Here is a 16,262-nt window from a genome sequence, read left to right as displayed (position 1 = left end):
CCCGGTGAGGGGCGGGGTGACGCTGCTTAGGCCGGGGTAGCGTACTTGGCCAGGCGAGTGTCGGACTTGAGTACGGCGAGGGTGTTGTTGTGGACGTCTTCGGCGGTGGCGTCCGCGGTCTTGAAGATGTCCTGGAAGTGCTGGTGGGTGACTGCGGCGAAGTGCGCGCGGTCTTCCGGTGCTACACCGAGAACCACGGCGTAGGTGGTCAGGGCTTCGCCCTGGCCCTTGGCCATATCTTCGGACAGCTCGTTCATCATGCCGTTCATGGCAATCCAGGATTTGCCGCCGTAGGTCAGCGCAGCGTTGGTCGAGCAGCCGTTGGTGCCCGAGGTCATGCCGAAGGTTGCGTTGCCGGAGGTGCCGTTGGTGGTGGATGCGAGGAAGTGAGCGGGAGTGCCGCGTTGGCCTTCGAACAGCATGTTGCCCCAGCCGCAGTCCGGGCCGCCTGGCGCCTGGGCCATGGCGTTGATCGAAACCGCGGTGAACAGAGTACCCAGAAGAATCCGTTTCATAGCTTTGTTCTCTTTTTGATGTGCAAACCAAAGGTCAGGGTTATCTGGCCTGCCATAGGTGGTCGTGCCAGATCGGGTCCGGTTATCTACCCGGCCGCGCAGTGTAGAGTTTAGGCACGATCCCGCGGTTCCGTGATTAATTGCGAAATATTGCTTTAACACACATTTGCACGGCTCATTCAGCCCTGTAGGCAAATGCGCCAAGAGCCTTGCAACGCGGGCGCGGGCGGCGCCAGAATGCCGACATCTGCCCCGCCGAAGTAAGGAAGCCCGATGCCCGATCCTGTCGCTGCGAGCCTGCGTCTTGCGCCAGAAGCCCTGACCCGGCCGTTTTCCGCTGAACAGTTCGCCTTCTCCACAACCAATGATCTGGAGCCATTTCGCGGTGTGCTGGGCCAGGAACGTGCGGTCGAAGCCTTGCAGTTCGGCGTCGCCATGCCACGTCCGGGATACAACGTATTTGTCATGGGCGAGCCGGGTACCGGCCGCTTCTCGTTCGTCAAACGCTACCTGAAAGCCGAAGGCAAGCGCCTGCACACGCCGTCGGACTGGGTCTACGTCAGCAACTTCGACGAACTGCGCGAGCCGCGCGCGGTGGAACTGCCCGCCGGCAGTGCGAACACTTTCATCGCCGACATCGGCGGCCTGATCGACAACCTGCTGGCGACCTTCCCGGCGGTCTTCGAGCACCCGTCCTACCAGCAGAAGAAAAGCGCCATCGACCGTGCGTTCAACCAGCGCTACGACCGTGCGCTGGACGTGATCGAGCGCGCTTCGCTGGAGAAGGATGTGGCGCTGTACCGCGACAGCACCAACGTCGCGTTCACCCCGATGAGCGACGGCAAGGCGCTGGACGAAGCGGAGTTCGCCCAGTTGCCGGAAGCCGAGCGCGAGCGTTTCCACGAGGACATCGCAATCCTCGAAGAGCGCTTGAACGAAGAACTCGCCAGCCTCCCGCAGTGGAAGCGCGAATCGAACAACCAACTGCGCCAGCTCAACGAAGAAACCATCACCCTGGCGCTGCAGCCATTGCTGGCGCCGCTGTCGGAAAAGTACTCGGAAAACGCCGAGGTCTGCGCCTACCTGCAGGCCATGCAGGTCAACCTGCTGCGCACCGTGGTCGAGCAACTGGTGGATGACGCCAAGACCGACGCCGTGGCGCGCAAGCTGCTCGAAGAGCAATACGCACCGAGCCTGGTGGTGGGCCATCCGGCCAGCGGCGGCGCGCCGGTGGTGTTCGAGCCGCACCCGACCTACGACAACCTGTTCGGCCGCATCGAATACAGCACCGACCAAGGCGCGCTGTACACCACCTACCGGCAACTGCGCCCGGGTGCGCTGCACCGGGCCAATGGCGGTTTCCTGATTCTCGAAGCGGAGAAGATGCTCGGCGAGCCCTTCGTCTGGGACGCCCTCAAGCGCGCCCTGCAATCGCGCAAGCTGAAGATGGAATCGCCGCTGGGCGAGCTGGGCCGCATCGCCACGGTGACCCTGACGCCGCAGATGATCCCGCTGCAGGTCAAGGTCATCATCATCGGCTCCCGCCAGCTCTACTACGCGCTGCAGGACCATGATCCGGACTTCCAGGAGATGTTCCGCGTGCTGGTGGATTTCGACGAAGAAATCCCGATGCACAACGAGAGCCTGGAGCAGTTCGCCCAGTTGCTGAAAACCCGTACCAGTGAAGAAGGCATGGCGCCGCTGACCGCCGATGCGGTGGCCCGCCTGGCGACCTACAGCGCGCGCCTGGCGGAAAATCAGAAGCGTCTGTCGGCGCGGATCGGTGACCTGTTCCAGTTGGTCAGCGAGGCGGACTTCATTCGCCACCTGGCCAATGACGAAATGACCGACGTCGGCCACATCGAACGCGCCCTCAAGGCCAAGGCCACGCGCACCGGGCGGGTCTCGGCGCGGATTCTCGACGACATGCTGGCCGGCATCATCCTGATCGACACCGAAGGCGCTGCGGTAGGCAAGTGCAACGGCCTGACCGTGCTGGAAGTAGGCGATTCGGCCTTCGGTGTGCCGGCGCGGATTTCCGCCACGGTGTACCCGGGCGGCAGCGGCATTGTCGACATCGAGCGCGAGGTCAATCTCGGCCAGCCGATCCACTCCAAGGGCGTGATGATCCTTACCGGTTACCTGGGCAGCCGTTACGCCCAGGAATTCCCGCTGGCGATTTCGGCGAGCATCGCCCTGGAACAGTCCTACGGCTATGTCGATGGTGACAGCGCTTCGCTGGGTGAGGCCTGCACGCTGATTTCGGCGCTGTCGAAGACTCCGCTCAAGCAGTGCTTCGCCATTACCGGGTCGATCAACCAGTTCGGTGAGGTGCAGGCGGTGGGTGGAGTCAACGAGAAGATCGAAGGCTTCTTCCGACTCTGCGAGGCCCGCGGTCTGACCGGAGAGCAGGGCGCGATCATTCCGAAAGCCAACGTCGTCACCTTGATGCTGGATGAGCGGGTGCTGCAGGCGGTGCGCAACGGGCAGTTCCACATCTACGCCGTCAGCCAGGCCGATGAAGCCCTGAGCCTGTTGGTGGGTGAGCCGGCGGGCGAGCCGGATGCCGATGGCCAGTTCCCGGAAGGCAGCGTCAACGCCCGGGTGGTCGAGCGTCTGCGGGTGATCGCCGAAATGATCAGCGAAGACGACCTCAAGGAAGCCGAAAAAGAGCTGGCTGAACAGGCGCTTGCGGAGGTCAAACCCGCCTGAGGGAAACATTGCGGGCGCCGTGTTGTCATGACCATTCGGCGCCCGCTTGCCGGCACTCGCTTGCCGGCGGCGGTTTTCTTCTATTCTTCAGGGCATGGATAGTCGTCGGTGCAGGACGGAACAGCCTTGTGGTCGGAGGCTGAACGAGATCTTTCCGAGGGTCGTCGCCATGCCGCGCAGCCTCAGCCTTACCCGCCAATGCCTGGGCCTGGTGACCCGCATTGAGTGCAGTATTCGTCCACTGGCCGGAGACAACGGCATGTGGACGCTGCTTTTCGCCGCCGGCATGGCTGGCGAACAACCTTCCGCCATCAAGGCCCAAGGGCCGTTTCATGGTCCGTTCGTGGCCGAGTCGGTGCTTGAGGCGATCGTCGACAGCCTGACCCTCCACGGTTACACGGTGGCGAATGATCCGCAGATCTGGTGCGTTCACCTTCAGGCACAGTTACGACGCGTCAACGGCGGGCACGTGCATCACGTTGGCTGACGTCTGACTCTCCCAGATCCCGAACCCTTCGGGGTCTTTCCCCTGCCTGCGGCAGCGCGTCGCGGGCTTTTTCCCACACGTCTGGCTGATATACTGCCGCTCGATTTTCCCCCGCCTTCAGGTGACTAGCTCAATGGAACGCTTTATCGAAAATGCGATGTACGCCTCGCGCTGGCTGCTCGCACCGATCTACTTTGGATTGTCGCTGGGCTTGCTGGCGCTGGCATTGAAGTTCTTCCAGGAGATATTCCACGTTCTCCCAAACGTCTTTTCCCTGGCCGAATCCGACCTGATCCTGGTGCTGCTGTCGCTGATCGACATGGCGCTGGTGGGTGGTCTGCTGGTGATGGTGATGATCTCCGGCTACGAGAACTTCGTCTCGCAACTGGACATCGACGAAAGCAAGGAAAAGCTCAGCTGGCTCGGCAAGATGGACTCGTCTTCGCTGAAGATGAAAGTGGCTGCGTCGATCGTGGCAATTTCCTCGATCCACCTGCTGCGGGTATTCATGGACGCCCAGAACATCAAGTCCGACTACCTGATGTGGTACGTGATCATCCACATGACCTTCGTGATTTCGGCCTTCGCCATGGGTTACCTGGACAAGCTCACCAAGCACTGATTGCTGCTGGTAAGCGCGTCATCCGCCGCCCGTCCGTTGCAAAACGGACGGGCGGTTGCGTTTCTGCCTTGTGCTTTATGGCGTGCTGTACAAAAAATGAACGGTCGCTCGAATGTTCCAGTTGCGAGGTAGTGTCATGAACCTGCACGAATTGAACACCCAGGCCCGCGCGGGCCGTGTCGAGGAACTCAACCTGATCGCCATCGAAGGCGGCGATTTCCTGCTTGAAGCGCGATGCAGTGGTCACGCGCATCCGCTGACCAACATCAAGGGCAGCCGTCTGAAAGTGCACTCGATGGTCGAGGCGCACCATCTGCTGGAAGGCTTGCCAACGTTGCCGCTGAACCTCGTGCATTGGTCGGTGCAGGATGAAATGTGTGGCATGGCCGATATCGGGGAAGAAGACCTCAAGCTGCCCCTGCCGCGTCGTTCGCCTGGTAGCTGAACTGCTTCGCCGCAGTGTGCTAGGCTGCTGGCCCTTTTCATAAAGGGCGCAGTGGTTTTGCGCCCTGCTGCGGAGCAAGCCAATGTCCGAAATCAACCTGTCCACCGACGAAACCCGCGTCAGCTACGGCATCGGCCGTCAACTGGGCGGTCAACTGCGCGACAACCCGCCACCGGGCGTTAGCCTGGACGCCATCCTCGCCGGCCTGACCGATGCCTTCTCTGGCCAGGCCAGCCGCGTCAGCGAAGAAGAGCTGTCCGCCAGCTTCAAGGTCATCCGTGACGTCATGCAGGCCGAAGCTGCTGCCAAGGCCGAAGCTGCCGCTGCATCCGGCAAGGAATTCCTGGTCGAGAACGCCAAGCGTGACGGCATCACCACCCTGGCCTCGGGCCTGCAGTTCGAAGTCCTGACCGCTGGTGAAGGCGCCAAGCCGACCCGTGAAGACAACGTGCGTACTCACTACCACGGCACCCTGATCGACGGCACTGTCTTCGACAGCTCCTACGATCGTGGTCAGCCGGCTGAGTTCCCGGTTGGCGGCGTGATCGCTGGCTGGACCGAAGCCCTGCAACTGATGAACGCGGGCAGCAAATGGCGCCTGTACGTGCCGAGCGAGCTGGCTTACGGCGCCCAGGGCGTTGGCAGCATCCCGCCGCACAGCGTTCTGGTCTTCGACGTCGAGCTGCTGGACGTTCTGTAAGCCAAATCCTGATCGCGAGCACGCTCGCTCCTACAGAGATCAACACCCTGTAGAAGCGAGCTTGCTCGCGATTTCATATTCCGATCAGAACCCGGTATGCGGGGTGTTCGGGCGCAAGGCCCGCGCATAACAGAACAGGAACAGGTTCCTCACCAGTTCCTTGAGCACGATCGGCTCACTTGAATTCAGACCATTGAGATCCAGGTCGCCCTGGTCGCGCAGTTCGTCCAGTGCCGCTTCTTCGAGCACGGCACAGACTTCGCCGGTCTCGCGGTGGAGGATGCGCAGGTAAGGTTGGGGGCGGTCAAGCCAGGCGTCGATCAGATAAGTCATGGCTATTCTCCTTGAAAGCGTCCAATGAGAATAATTCTTATTATCAAAATAGCAAGTGACAATTGGGAATTTTTTGCATTTTCTGCCGGGGTGCGCGCCTTTGTCGCGGCGCGCCTCCGGATTTGCAGGGGGTCAGACCTTGCGCACGAATTCCGATTTCAGCTTCATCGGACCGATGCCGTCGATCTTGCAATCGATGTCGTGATCGCCATCGCACAGGCGGATGTTCTTCACCTTGGTGCCGACCTTGACCACCAGCGAGGTGCCCTTGACCTTCAGGTCCTTGATCACGGTGATGGTGTCGCCGTCCTGCAGGACGTTGCCGACGGAGTCCTTCTTCACCACATCGTCGTTGGCCGCTTCGGCATCGCCGCTGGCGGACCACTCGTGGGCGCACTCGGGGCAGATCAGTTGAGCGCCGTCTTCATAGGTGTATTCGGAATTGCATTTGGGGCAGGGTGGCAAGGTGCTCACTAAGTTTCCTCAGGTCATGCGTGCAGAAAGCCCACATTGTATAGGGTTTTGCCTGGCAGAGGAAAATCGGGCCCGTCGGACGACGGGCCGGGAGGGGTATCAGTGGGTGCGGGCTACGGCGAATTCGCTGAGTTCGACCAGCGCGTCGCGGTATTCGCTGGCCGGCAGGACGTCGAGGCAGGCGATGGCACGCGCCACGTATTCGCGAGCCAGTTGAGCGGTGTACTCCAGAGCGCCGGCAGCGTCGACCGCGTCGCGGATGCGCTCCAGGTCCTCGATCCCGCCTTTCTGGATTGCCTGGCGAACCAGGGCAGCCTGTTCCGGGGTGCCTTCACGCATGGTGTAGATCAGCGGCAGGGTTGGCTTGCCTTCGGCCAGGTCGTCGCCGACGTTCTTGCCCAGTTCCTGTGCGTCGCCCTTGTAGTCGAGCAGATCGTCGACCAGTTGGAAGGCCACGCCCAGGTGGTCGCCGAAGGTACGCAGGGCTTCACGCTGGTCTTCGCTGGCGCCGGCCAGGGCGGCGGCGCTGTGGGTCGAGGCTTCGAACAGCATCGCGGTCTTGCCGCGGATGACGTCCATGTAGATCTCTTCGGTGGTGCTGGCGTCGCGGATCCGCGACAGTTGCAGCACTTCGCCTTCGGCGATCACGCGGGTTGCCTTGGAGAGGATCTGCATGACCGGCATCGAACCCAGCTCGACCATCATTTCGAAGGAGCGGGAATAGAGGAAGTCGCCCACCAGCACGCTCGGTGCGTTGCCCCAGAGGGCGTTGGCGGTGGAGCGGCCACGGCGCATGCCGGACATGTCGACCACGTCGTCATGCAGCAGGGTGGCGGTGTGCAGGAACTCGATGGTCGCAGCCAGCAGGCGTAGGTCATCGCCTTCGCGGCCCAGCGCCTTGCCGCAGAGCAGCACCAGCAGCGGACGCAGGCGCTTGCCGCCGGCCGAGGTGATGTAGTCGCCGATTTTCGATACCAGCGGGACGCGGGAAGTCAGCTGTTTCTTGATGATCTCGTCAACGGCGCTGAAGTCGTCCGCTACCGCGCGGTAGAAAGCTTGGGGTTGCATCGGCCACAGGTGCTCCATATAGGTTGCGCGGCATGCTAGGTCGCGGGTCCCGGCCTGTCAAGGCGCGCTGCCCGGGCCACTGGGGCGGGACTTGCAAGGCCGGATGGGCTTGCGTACAATCGCGCACCCTAACTTCCTGGGCAGCACCTGCCTTACGCAATTGCACTGGGCCGTTCCAGCCCTATGCAGCCATGCCAGCCAATATTCTTACTATAAAGAGCTGGGTGAGCAGGATTATTGGAGAAATACCCATGTCTTACGCAGTAATTGTTACCGGTGGCAAGCAGTACAAAGTCGCCGAAGGTGAATACCTGAAGATCGAAAAACTGGAAGTCGCTACTGGCGAATCCGTTACTTTCGACCGCGTTCTGCTGGTCGCCAATGGCGACGACGTGAACATCGGCGCTCCAGTTGTTGCTGGTGCCAAGGTTGTTGCTGAAGTGATCTCGCAAGGTCGTCACGACAAAGTGCGCATCATCAAGTTCCGTCGCCGTAAGCACCACATGAAGCGTATGGGCCACCGCCAGTGGTTCACCGAGATCAAAATCACCGGTATTCAGGCTTAATTTCAGCCTAATCCCCCTTCAGGAGAATTGAACTCATGGCACACAAAAAAGCTGGTGGTAGTACCCGTAACGGTCGCGACTCAGAAGCCAAACGCCTTGGCGTGAAGATGTATGGCGGCCAGGCTATCATCCCTGGCAACATCATCGTCCGTCAGCGCGGCACCCAATTCCACGCTGGCTACGGCGTTGGCATGGGCAAGGATCACACCCTGTTCGCCAAGATCGCGGGTAAGATCAAGTTCGAAGTAAAAGGCGCCTTCGGTCGTCGTTACGTGAGCGTTGTCGCCGAGTAATCGTGCGATCGCTGGAAAAGCCCTGTCTCGCGACGGGGCTTTTTCGTTTTTGGGGTGAGTCTCTTGCAAAGCTGTTTGTATGGGCTGCCGGCGCTGGTTGTTACGGTCGTTGACGGGGGCCGCCGCGCTCATTTTTGCAAGAGCCTTATGTCTTTGTGTCATTCAACTCGTCCGACTGACGAGAGGCGGTTTTTATGAAGTTTGTTGACGAAGTATCGATCCGGGTCAAAGCCGGTGACGGCGGTAACGGTTGCATGAGCTTCCGCCGCGAAAAATTCATCGAGAACGGCGGTCCCAACGGCGGTGACGGTGGCGACGGCGGTTCGGTCTACATGGTTGCCGACGAAAACCTCAACACCCTGGTCGACTACCGTTACACCCGTCATTTCGATGCCCAGCGCGGCTCGAACGGCGGCAGCACCGACTGCACCGGCAAGAAGGGCGATGATCTGGTCCTGCGCGTGCCGGTCGGCACCACGGTGATCGACGCCGCTACCCAGGAAATCATCGGTGACCTGGTCAAGCCAGGGCAGAAGCTGATGGTGGTTCAGGGCGGCTGGCACGGTCTGGGCAACACCCGCTTCAAATCCAGTACTAACCGTGCGCCACGCCAGACCACTCCGGGTAAACCGGGTGAGCAGCGTGACCTGAAACTGGAAATGAAAGTCCTCGCCGACGTCGGTCTGCTGGGCCTGCCAAACGCCGGCAAGAGCACCTTCATCCGCGCCGTCTCGGCCGCCAAGCCGAAAGTCGCCGACTACCCGTTCACCACCCTGGTGCCGAACCTAGGTGTGGTCAGCGTCGACCGCTGGAAGAGCTTCGTCATCGCCGACATCCCCGGCCTGATCGAAGGCGCTTCCGACGGTGCCGGCCTGGGTATCCGTTTCCTCAAGCACTTGGCGCGTACCCGCGTGCTGCTGCACCTGGTCGATCTGGCGCCGCTGGACGAAAGCAGCCCGGCCGATGCCGCGGAAGTCATCGTCAACGAACTCGAGCGCTTCAGCCCGTCGCTGGGCGAGCGTGAGCGCTGGCTGGTACTGAACAAGTCGGACATGATCCCTGACGACGAGCGCGATGAGCGGGTCAAGGAAGTGGTCGACCGCCTGCAGTGGGAAGGCCCGGTCTACGTGATCTCGGCGATCTCCCGCCAGGGCACCGAAAAGCTCAGCCATGACCTCATGCGCTACCTTGAAGACCGCGCCGACCGCCTGGCTAACGATCCGGCCTACGCCGCAGAACTGGCTGACCTCGATCAGCGCATCGAAGACGAAGCCCGCGCCCAGTTGCAGGCCCTGGACGACGCCCGCACCTTGCGTCGTACTGGCGTCAAGAGCGTGGACGATGTCAGCGACGACGATGACTTCTGGGGCGAAGAGGACGACGAAGACGGTCCGGAAATCATTTACGTGCGCGACTGATCCGTTGCAGTACACTGAACGCCGCTTTTTCAAGCGGCGTTTTGTTATCTAAAAAATCTACAGAATCCACACAGATCGATAGGTTGGAAGAAGATGCGGAGCAAGGTGACAGGTGCCCAGCGCTGGGTCGTGAAGATTGGCAGTGCCCTGCTGACGGCGGATGGCAAGGGCCTGGATCGCGCGGCCATGGGTGTCTGGGTCGAGCAGATGGTGGCCCTGCGTGAAGCAGGCGTCGAGTTGGTGCTGGTCTCCTCCGGGGCCGTGGCTGCCGGCATGAGCCGTCTGGGCTGGACCAAGCGACCGAGTGCGATGAACGAGTTGCAGGCGGCCGCCTCCATCGGCCAGATGGGCCTGGTACAGGCCTGGGAGTCCAGCTTCGGCGAGCACGGCAAGCACACCGCGCAGATTCTCCTGACCCACGACGACCTGTCCGATCGCAAGCGTTACCTCAATGCCCGCAGCACCCTGCGCACCCTGGTGGAGCTGGGCGTGGTGCCGGTGATCAACGAGAACGACACGGTGGTCACCGACGAAATCCGCTTCGGCGACAACGACACCTTGGCCGCGCTGGTGGCCAACCTGGTCGAAGCCGACCTGCTGGTGATCCTTACCGACCGCGACGGCATGTTCGATGCCGATCCGCGCAACAACCCCGATGCCAAGCTGATCTACGAAGCCCGTGCCGACGACCCGAGCCTCGATGCCGTGGCTGGCGGTACCGGCGGTGCGCTGGGCCGTGGCGGCATGCAGACCAAACTGCGCGCAGCTCGCCTCGCGGCCCGTTCCGGCGCCCACACCATCATCATCGGCGGGCGCCTGGAGCGCGTGCTGGATCGCCTCAAGGCCGGCGAGCGCATCGGCACGCTGCTGTCGCCTGAGCGCGGCATGCTGGCGGCGCGCAAGCAGTGGCTGGCGGGCCACCTGCAAACCCGCGGCACCCTGGTGCTGGATGCCGGCGCTGTACAAGCGCTGCGCGAAGCGAACAAGAGTTTGCTTCCAGTGGGCGTGAAGACCGTGCAAGGCAGCTTCCGCCGTGGCGAGATGGTGGTTTGTGTCGGCCCGGACGGCTTGGAAGTGGCTCGCGGTCTGGCCAACTACAGCGCCCTCGAGGCGCAGAAAATCATCGGCCAACCGTCGGATGCCATCGAGAGCCTGCTGGGCTACAGCGCCGAGCCGGAGCTGGTGCACCGCGACAACCTGATTCTGGTGTGAGGAAAATGAGCGTGATCAAGGGACTGTTTGTCGCCGCGTTGCTGGCCCTGCCGGCGCTGGTATCGGCTGAAGAAATCGGCCAGGTGTCCACCGTGTTCAAGCTGGTCGGACCGAATGACCGGATCGTCGTCGAAGCCTTCGACGACCCCAAGGTCGAAGGCGTGACGTGCTACCTGTCGCGGGCCAAGACTGGCGGCGTGAAGGGCGGGCTGGGGTTGGCGGAAGACCGCGCGGAAGCGTCGATCGCCTGCCGTCAGGTCGGGCCGATCAACTTCAAGGGGCAGCTCAAGGATGGCGAGGAAGTGTTCAAGGAACGCACCTCGCTGGTGTTCAAGACCATGCAGGTGGTGCGCTTCCTCGACAAGAAGCGCAACACGCTGGTGTACCTGGTGTACAGCGACCGCGTGATCGAAGGCAGCCCGCAGAATGCGGTGACGGCGATTCCGATTTTGCCTTGGGCGCAGTGATCGCTTTCTGAAATATGTGGGGCCACTAAAGGCCCCACATCATTTTCAGGCTGACGCCTCTTCGGCCTCTTCCCGCACCTCCGCCTTCACCACATCCAGCCGGCTGATGTACTTCCAGTCCGACTCGTCGATGTAGATGCCGTTCGGCCCGCTACCGCCTTCCAGATCGATCGCCACGTGTGCCGACACCTGCGGCTTCACGCTCGCCAGGATCGGGACGAAGCCCAGTTGCAGGCTGGTTTCCAGCAGCGCGGCCTGGTTGCGTTCGTCGATGTCCGCAGCCTCATCGAGGTAGTACGGCAGGCGCACGCGGCCGGCGAGGTCGCGGTCCATCAGGTGCAGCAACAAGTACATGTTGGTCAGCGCCTTGATGGTCATCGTGGTGCCGTTGGAGGCGGCGCCGTCGATGTCGGTGTGGATGACCGGCTGGCCATTGACCTTGGTGATCTCGAACGCGAGTTCGAATAGGTCCTTGAGGCCAAGCTGGTTGTGGTTCGCCGCAACCAGGCGGGCCAGATACTCCTTGGCTTCCTCGTTCTTGTTGTCCTGCTCGGCGCTCTGGCTCAGGTCGAACACCGACAGGGTCTCGCCTTCCTCGTATTGGCCGGCGCTGTGGATGATCTGGTCGATGTGCTTGAGGGCTTCCTTGTTCGGCGCGAGGACGATGCGGAAGCTCTGCAGGTTGGAGACCTGGCGGCGGTTGATCTCGCGGTTGAACAGCGCCAGTTGGTGTTCGAGGCTGTCGTAGTCGCTGCGGATGTTGCGCAGGGTCCGGGCGATGTCGGTGACCGCGGCGCGGCGTGCCTTGCCCAGGGTCAGCGCTTCATCGGTGCGGTGCGCGTAGGCGTTGATCAGCAGTTGCAGGCGGCGCTCCATGTCGTCTTCGCTGTCGAACTTGGCCACGCCCTTGAGGCGGACCTGGGCGTACAGCGCTTCGATCTGGTTGTCGACCCGCAGCAGGCCCTGCCAACTGTCCTGATAGTCGTTGAGCAGCGGCAGCAGGTTGTCCATCGAGTCGTCCACCGGCTCCATGAACGGCGTGCCGAACGGCAGGTCTGACGGCAGCAGTTGGCGGCGGCGCAGGGCGTCGTCGAGGGTGCGCTGCTTGGCTTCCATATCGGCGATCTGCCGGCCGACCAGTTGCAGTTTGGCGGACAGTTGCTGGACGCGTTCGGTGAAGGCGTCGCTGGAGCGCTTGAGTTCGTCCTGGGCGGCTTCCAGTTGCGCCAGTTGTTCCAGCTTGTCGCCTTCTTCGACGCTCAGGGTCTGGGTGCGGCGGAAATCTTCGAGGGCTTTCTGCGCGTCCAGCACCTGTTGGTACAGGGCTTCGGTCTGGGTCTTGCTCGCGGCGCGGTCGGCGGTCACCGACTGCTGGGTCTTGAGCTGCTTGAGTTCTTTTTCCAGGCGCTCCTTCTGGTCGCGCAGTGCGGCGCGGTCGGCCAGGGCCTGCAGGGCCGGCGGCTCGATATGGGACAGGTCGATGGACAGGCCAGGCACTTCGAAGCGCTCGCCCTTGAAGCCGTCCAGTACCGCTTCCAGTGACTTGACCCAGACGTCGCTGTCATCCAGCTCGATGCCGCGCTCGCCCAGCGGCAGGCTGAACAGCGCGCCGTTGAACAGGCGCATCAGACGTTCGACGTCCTGTTGCGAGAACTCTTCGCGCAGGCGGGCGTAGCTGTTGTTGTCGGCGTGATCGAGTTGCTGTTTCACCGACTTCAGGCGTTTTTCCAGGTCCCGCAGGCGCTCTTCGAGGTCTTCGGCGCTGAACTGGCGGGACTGCGCCAGGGCGCCGGCCAGCTCGTCGTGGGCATCCTTGGCGGCCAGCAGTTGCTGTTCCAGCACCTTGACGTCGTCCACCAGAGCAAAGCGGTGCTTCAGCACCGACAGCTCGCCGAGCCAGCGCTGAATGCCGCTGATTTCACGCTCCAGGCGCATCAGTTCCTGGGTGCCGTTGCGCTGGTCGTTCTGCAGTGCGTCCTGCTCGCCACGGTAGTGTTCGGACTGGATGACCAGTTCTTCCTTGCGGGCGCCGGAGTAGTCCTGCCAGGTGCCCAGCAGCGAATCGAGCAGGGGCGACAGGCGGTGCAGTTTGCCGCGCAGGATGTCGCGCTGCGCCACGCCGTTGGCCAGGGCCTCGACCAGCGGGCCGGCGGCGACCAGCGAGTTGTAGTCCTGCTCCATGCGGCGTACGTCGCGGAAGGCTTCTTCGCACGCAGCGATGTAGTCGACGCTGCCGGAGCGCAGGCTGTGCTCGAAGGCGTCGAGGAACAGTTGCTTGAGCTTGGCGGCGGTGATTTCGCGCATGTGCAGCAGGTTGATGAACAGTGCGCGGAAAGTCTTCAGGCTCTGCTCGCTGGTGGAGCGCAGCGGGATCAGGGTCAGGTCGAGCGGAATCGAGGTGTGTCCGCCGACCAGCAGTCGACGCAGTTCGTCAGGCTTGAGTTCGTAGGCTTTCAGGCCGTTGCGCTCAAGGTTGGCGAACAGCTCTTTCTGGCGCAGGCAGGTGTCGTTGCGCTGGTAGTGGGCCAGGTCCAGCTCGCCGGCGTAGGCGAAGAACTGGTGGCCGAAGCCGCCGCCCGGGCCGCGGCCGACCACGCCAATCACGTGTGGGCCGTGGGGCAGGTTCACTTCGCAGAGGATGTAGCTGGTGTCGCTGGCGAAGTAGAAGCGCCGCGACTGTTCCAGGCTGTACTTGCCGAAGCTCATGTCCGACATGCGCGCCAGAATCGGGAATTGCAGGGCGTTGATCGAGGCACTCTTGCCCAGGTTGTTCGCGCCGTAGACCGACAGCGGGTGTTCCAGCGGGAACAGGCCGAGGCTGTAGCCGGCGGTGTTGAGCAATGCGAAGCGGCGGATGCCGTAGCGTTCCTGGCTCATGCGTCAATCTCCTGTTGCTCTTCGGCGATGGCCCGGGCCAGGGCGTCTTCTTCGCTTTCTTCGAACGGCGCCAGATCCAGCGGGTCGTCGGTGCTGTTGAGTTGTTCGGGGCTTTCTTCTTCCACCAGCACGGGCGTGGGCAGCGGCAGGTTGCTGTGCAGGCTGGCGGCCAGGTCGCGGTCCTGCTGGACCGACAGGCAGACATCGAGGAAGCGGTGCATCGGCGGCAGGAAGCGGTAGATGCCGTTTTCTTCGTGGGCGAAGCCGAGCTGGGTCATGCGGCGCATGATCTTTTCTTCCAGTTCGTCGGGGGTCTGCACTTCGGCCTGGAGGAACAGGTCGCGGTACTTGTCCAGCAGCGAGGGCAGTTCGTCGCGGCCGAGGCTGCCGCCGTCGAGCACCGACATCGGGTCGCGGCCCTGATCGGCCAGGTGCTCCACCAGGATGAAGGTGAACAGCGACAGGCGCTGCGCGGTCTTGTTGACCTGCGCGGCAGCCAGCTCGGGGACGAAGTAGTAGAAGCCGCGGGTGTCGCAGACCAGCTCGTAGCCCAGCGCCTTGAACAGGCCGCGGTACTGGTCCTGGAAGTTCGACAGTTGGGTGTACAGCTCCGGGTCGCGCCGGCTGATGTGGAAGCCCTTGAACAGCTCGCGGAAGATCGGTGCGAGCTGGGACAGTTCGGAAAGATCAAGATGCATGGGTAGGGCTCGCTGTAGGCTCTGGCGAAGTTTCGCGGCTGGATGTCAGGGCGAAGGAGCGCAGGCTGACCAGGTGTTCGCGGGTGGTGTAGTCACGGCGGTCGAGGCGTTCGCGGGCGAAGCGTTTTTCCCGCGAGAGGCGCGAGAACCAGTAGAGCAGTTCGTCGGTGGCGCCTTCGGGTTCCTGCTCCAGCAGCCAGACCATCAGGTCCGGCAGCGGCAGGGCGTCTTCGCAGCGTTCGAGCATTTCCTTGACCGTGCGCGGGGCGCGGGTCGGTTCGCCCTTGTGGCTCTTGTGCGCCTTGGGGAACTGCGCCGGCTTCGGTTCGAAGCGAGCCAGGGCGTAGACGTAGGCCTCGACCTGGCTGGCGCTGCCGAGAAAGGTGCTCTGCGGCCGGGTGAACAGCGGCATGGCCGCCTGCGGCACGGCGTCGATGCCCTTGCGGCGGATCACCGACAGGGCCAGGGCCGCGCCGCGGGTTACGGCGTTGTGCCGGCGCGCTTCTTCGCGCAGCGGCAGCAGCAGTTCGCGGGCGTGGCGCAGGGTCAACTGGGCGCTGGTCTGCATTTCGAGGATGCGCGCGTGGGTGCGCAGCAGCATGTCGTCGTCCACCAGTTGCCCGAGCCGGGCCTGCTCGCTGAGCAGGCGCAGCAGCACGGTCTCGACCTTGCGCACGCCTTGTTCGAAGGCGCCGTCGGCGTTGACCAACTGGATCATCGGCTCGACGTACTCGTCCCAGGTCGCCAGTACTTCTGCATAGCGCTGGCGCAGGGGAATCTGGCGGTCGCTGGTCTTGGCCCGCTCGGCCACCCCGACCAGCGCCTGCTCGTCGTTGTCGAGCTTCTTCAGGACATCGCGCACGCGCATGTCCAGCAGGCGCAACTGGCGGGCCAGGTCGTGGCCGTCGCGGATGTCGAAGGCGTCCTGGATATGCCCGGCCAGGCGCTCGAGGTGGCGCAGGTAGGCTTCGATTTCCAGGCACAGGCCGAGGCGGTGTTCGCGGCGCAGGTAGGCGAGGAAGTCGTGGATCTGGGCGTTCAGCTCGAAGCGGTTGGGGCTTTTTGCCACCGGGACGAGGATGTCCAGGCGGATCCACACGTCGAGCAGGTTGGTGATGTCCTGGACCGTGCTTTCAAGCTGCTGGGCAGCCAGTTGCTGGCGCAATTCGCCCAGACTGAGGGTACCCCCGTCGAACCGCTCGCACAGCGGTTCCAACAGGTTCCAGTGTTCAGCCAGGGCGCGCAGGACGCGCTTGGGTTCGATCATTGGCGGTTCGACTCGCTGCCAAATAAAAGCGCCGATTGTACTGCATTGGGGGGGATTGGCTTCACCCTTGATCGTTTGCAGGGGGTGTCCGGCGTTTTTCCGCCGATC

Annotated in this window: 17 protein-coding genes; 10 read left to right on the top strand and 7 right to left on the bottom strand. The window is 62.7% G+C overall.

The window, feature by feature from the left end; genetic code table 11:
* Window positions 1-26 precede the first annotated feature (26 nt).
* Window positions 27-515 (bottom strand): DUF3015 domain-containing protein, encoded by a 489-nt coding sequence (locus NTD82_RS18015; RefSeq protein ID WP_262129663.1) that lies wholly within the window; start codon window positions 513-515, stop codon window positions 27-29.
* Between the two features lie 273 nt (window positions 516-788).
* On the opposite strand from NTD82_RS18015, the gene NTD82_RS18010 reads away from it, so the two are divergent.
* The 5 genes from NTD82_RS18010 to NTD82_RS17990 all read left to right on the top strand — a co-directional run bounded on the left by NTD82_RS18010 (window position 789) and on the right by NTD82_RS17990 (window position 5,481).
* The gene (locus tag NTD82_RS18010) at window positions 789-3,227 is read left to right on the top strand and encodes a Lon protease family protein (protein ID WP_095158716.1); all 2,439 of its coding nucleotides are present in this window, start codon (window positions 789-791) and stop codon (window positions 3,225-3,227) included.
* A gap of 169 nt (window positions 3,228-3,396) precedes the next feature.
* The gene (locus NTD82_RS18005) at window positions 3,397-3,714 is read left to right on the top strand and encodes a hypothetical protein (protein ID WP_095158715.1); all 318 of its coding nucleotides are present in this window, start codon (window positions 3,397-3,399) and stop codon (window positions 3,712-3,714) included.
* A 133-nt stretch (window positions 3,715-3,847) separates the two neighbouring features.
* Window positions 3,848-4,336, top strand: a complete 489-nt coding sequence (locus tag NTD82_RS18000) for a TIGR00645 family protein (RefSeq protein WP_095158714.1) — start codon at window positions 3,848-3,850, stop codon at window positions 4,334-4,336.
* A gap of 136 nt (window positions 4,337-4,472) precedes the next feature.
* The gene (locus NTD82_RS17995) at window positions 4,473-4,781 is read left to right on the top strand and encodes a DUF6482 family protein (protein ID WP_095158728.1); all 309 of its coding nucleotides are present in this window, start codon (window positions 4,473-4,475) and stop codon (window positions 4,779-4,781) included.
* 82 nt (window positions 4,782-4,863) lie between these two features.
* Window positions 4,864-5,481, top strand: coding sequence for an FKBP-type peptidyl-prolyl cis-trans isomerase (locus NTD82_RS17990; RefSeq protein WP_095158713.1), 618 nt, complete (start codon window positions 4,864-4,866; stop codon window positions 5,479-5,481).
* Between the two features lie 84 nt (window positions 5,482-5,565).
* Here the strand turns inward: NTD82_RS17990 and NTD82_RS17985 are convergent, their stop codons facing one another.
* The 3 genes from NTD82_RS17985 to NTD82_RS17975 all read right to left on the bottom strand — a co-directional run bounded on the left by NTD82_RS17985 (window position 5,566) and on the right by NTD82_RS17975 (window position 7,356).
* Window positions 5,566-5,814: a hypothetical protein gene (locus NTD82_RS17985; protein ID WP_042124780.1), complete on the bottom strand. Its 249-nt coding sequence runs from the start codon at window positions 5,812-5,814 to the stop codon at window positions 5,566-5,568.
* Window positions 5,815-5,946: 132 nt separating this feature from the next.
* Window positions 5,947-6,288, bottom strand: a complete 342-nt coding sequence (locus NTD82_RS17980) for a zinc ribbon domain-containing protein YjdM (RefSeq protein ID WP_110970966.1) — start codon at window positions 6,286-6,288, stop codon at window positions 5,947-5,949.
* Between the two features lie 99 nt (window positions 6,289-6,387).
* On the bottom strand, window positions 6,388-7,356 hold the full coding sequence (locus tag NTD82_RS17975; RefSeq protein ID WP_095158711.1) for a polyprenyl synthetase family protein: 969 nt from the start codon (window positions 7,354-7,356) through the stop codon (window positions 6,388-6,390).
* Window positions 7,357-7,607: 251 nt separating this feature from the next.
* Between NTD82_RS17975 and rplU the strand changes: the two genes are divergently transcribed.
* The 5 genes from rplU to NTD82_RS17950 all read left to right on the top strand — a co-directional run bounded on the left by rplU (window position 7,608) and on the right by NTD82_RS17950 (window position 11,312).
* Window positions 7,608-7,922 carry a 50S ribosomal protein L21 gene (rplU, locus tag NTD82_RS17970; protein WP_009398990.1) on the top strand — a complete coding sequence of 105 codons (315 nt, stop codon included), beginning with the start codon at window positions 7,608-7,610 and terminating at the stop codon, window positions 7,920-7,922.
* A 35-nt stretch (window positions 7,923-7,957) separates the two neighbouring features.
* Complete coding sequence (rpmA, locus tag NTD82_RS17965; protein ID WP_010225698.1) at window positions 7,958-8,215, top strand: 50S ribosomal protein L27; 258 nt, start codon at window positions 7,958-7,960, stop codon at window positions 8,213-8,215.
* A gap of 194 nt (window positions 8,216-8,409) precedes the next feature.
* A complete protein-coding gene (gene cgtA / locus NTD82_RS17960; protein WP_095158710.1) occupies window positions 8,410-9,633 on the top strand; it encodes an Obg family GTPase CgtA in 1,224 nt (407 codons plus the stop codon).
* Window positions 9,634-9,726: 93 nt separating this feature from the next.
* Window positions 9,727-10,845: a glutamate 5-kinase gene (gene proB / locus NTD82_RS17955; RefSeq protein WP_095158709.1), complete on the top strand. Its 1,119-nt coding sequence runs from the start codon at window positions 9,727-9,729 to the stop codon at window positions 10,843-10,845.
* Window positions 10,846-10,850: 5 nt separating this feature from the next.
* Window positions 10,851-11,312, top strand: a complete 462-nt coding sequence (locus NTD82_RS17950) for a CreA family protein (protein WP_095158708.1) — start codon at window positions 10,851-10,853, stop codon at window positions 11,310-11,312.
* A 45-nt stretch (window positions 11,313-11,357) separates the two neighbouring features.
* Here NTD82_RS17950 and mksF read toward each other — a convergent pair whose 3' ends face one another.
* From mksF to mksB, 3 genes are read right to left on the bottom strand one after another with little or no spacing between them, the layout of a single operon-like run.
* Window positions 11,358-14,189, bottom strand: coding sequence for an Mks condensin complex protein MksF (mksF, locus tag NTD82_RS17945; protein ID WP_262129658.1), 2,832 nt, complete (start codon window positions 14,187-14,189; stop codon window positions 11,358-11,360).
* On the bottom strand, window positions 14,186-14,887 hold the full coding sequence (gene mksE, locus NTD82_RS17940) for an Mks condensin complex protein MksE (RefSeq protein WP_095158706.1): 702 nt from the start codon (window positions 14,885-14,887) through the stop codon (window positions 14,186-14,188). Before mksE ends, mksF begins: the two co-directional genes overlap by 4 nt.
* A complete protein-coding gene (mksB, locus tag NTD82_RS17935; RefSeq protein WP_095158705.1) occupies window positions 14,877-16,154 on the bottom strand; it encodes an Mks condensin complex protein MksB in 1,278 nt (425 codons plus the stop codon). The genes mksE and mksB overlap by 11 nt, the downstream gene beginning before the upstream one ends.
* Between the last annotated feature and the right edge of the window lie 108 nt (window positions 16,155-16,262).

The sequence above is a fragment of the Pseudomonas sp. 5P_5.1_Bac1 genome (genome assembly GCF_025466015.1).
Taxonomy (GTDB): Bacteria; Pseudomonadota; Gammaproteobacteria; order Pseudomonadales; family Pseudomonadaceae; genus Aquipseudomonas.
The sequence above is the reverse complement of the archived record's forward strand: the minus strand, read 5'-3'. Positions and strand labels throughout refer to the sequence as shown.

What these genes read in the sequence shown, in the direction of transcription:
- NTD82_RS18015 (WP_262129663.1), bottom strand. Translation starts at nt 515, where the DNA reads ATGAAACGGATTCTTCTGGGTACTCTGTTCACCGCGGTTTCGATCAAC.
- NTD82_RS18010 (WP_095158716.1), top strand. Translation starts at nt 789, where the DNA reads ATGCCCGATCCTGTCGCTGCGAGCCTGCGTCTTGCGCCAGAAGCCCTG.
- NTD82_RS18005 (WP_095158715.1), top strand. Translation starts at nt 3,397, where the DNA reads ATGCCGCGCAGCCTCAGCCTTACCCGCCAATGCCTGGGCCTGGTGACC.
- NTD82_RS18000 (WP_095158714.1), top strand. Translation starts at nt 3,848, where the DNA reads ATGGAACGCTTTATCGAAAATGCGATGTACGCCTCGCGCTGGCTGCTC.
- NTD82_RS17995 (WP_095158728.1), top strand. Translation starts at nt 4,473, where the DNA reads ATGAACCTGCACGAATTGAACACCCAGGCCCGCGCGGGCCGTGTCGAG.
- NTD82_RS17990 (WP_095158713.1), top strand. Translation starts at nt 4,864, where the DNA reads ATGTCCGAAATCAACCTGTCCACCGACGAAACCCGCGTCAGCTACGGC.
- NTD82_RS17985 (WP_042124780.1), bottom strand. Translation starts at nt 5,814, where the DNA reads ATGACTTATCTGATCGACGCCTGGCTTGACCGCCCCCAACCTTACCTG.
- NTD82_RS17975 (WP_095158711.1), bottom strand. Translation starts at nt 7,356, where the DNA reads ATGCAACCCCAAGCTTTCTACCGCGCGGTAGCGGACGACTTCAGCGCC.
- rplU (WP_009398990.1), top strand. Translation starts at nt 7,608, where the DNA reads ATGTCTTACGCAGTAATTGTTACCGGTGGCAAGCAGTACAAAGTCGCC.
- rpmA (WP_010225698.1), top strand. Translation starts at nt 7,958, where the DNA reads ATGGCACACAAAAAAGCTGGTGGTAGTACCCGTAACGGTCGCGACTCA.
- cgtA (WP_095158710.1), top strand. Translation starts at nt 8,410, where the DNA reads ATGAAGTTTGTTGACGAAGTATCGATCCGGGTCAAAGCCGGTGACGGC.
- proB (WP_095158709.1), top strand. Translation starts at nt 9,727, where the DNA reads ATGCGGAGCAAGGTGACAGGTGCCCAGCGCTGGGTCGTGAAGATTGGC.
- NTD82_RS17950 (WP_095158708.1), top strand. Translation starts at nt 10,851, where the DNA reads ATGAGCGTGATCAAGGGACTGTTTGTCGCCGCGTTGCTGGCCCTGCCG.
- mksF (WP_262129658.1), bottom strand. Translation starts at nt 14,189, where the DNA reads ATGAGCCAGGAACGCTACGGCATCCGCCGCTTCGCATTGCTCAACACC.
- mksE (WP_095158706.1), bottom strand. Translation starts at nt 14,887, where the DNA reads ATGCATCTTGATCTTTCCGAACTGTCCCAGCTCGCACCGATCTTCCGC.
- mksB (WP_095158705.1), bottom strand. Translation starts at nt 16,154, where the DNA reads ATGATCGAACCCAAGCGCGTCCTGCGCGCCCTGGCTGAACACTGGAAC.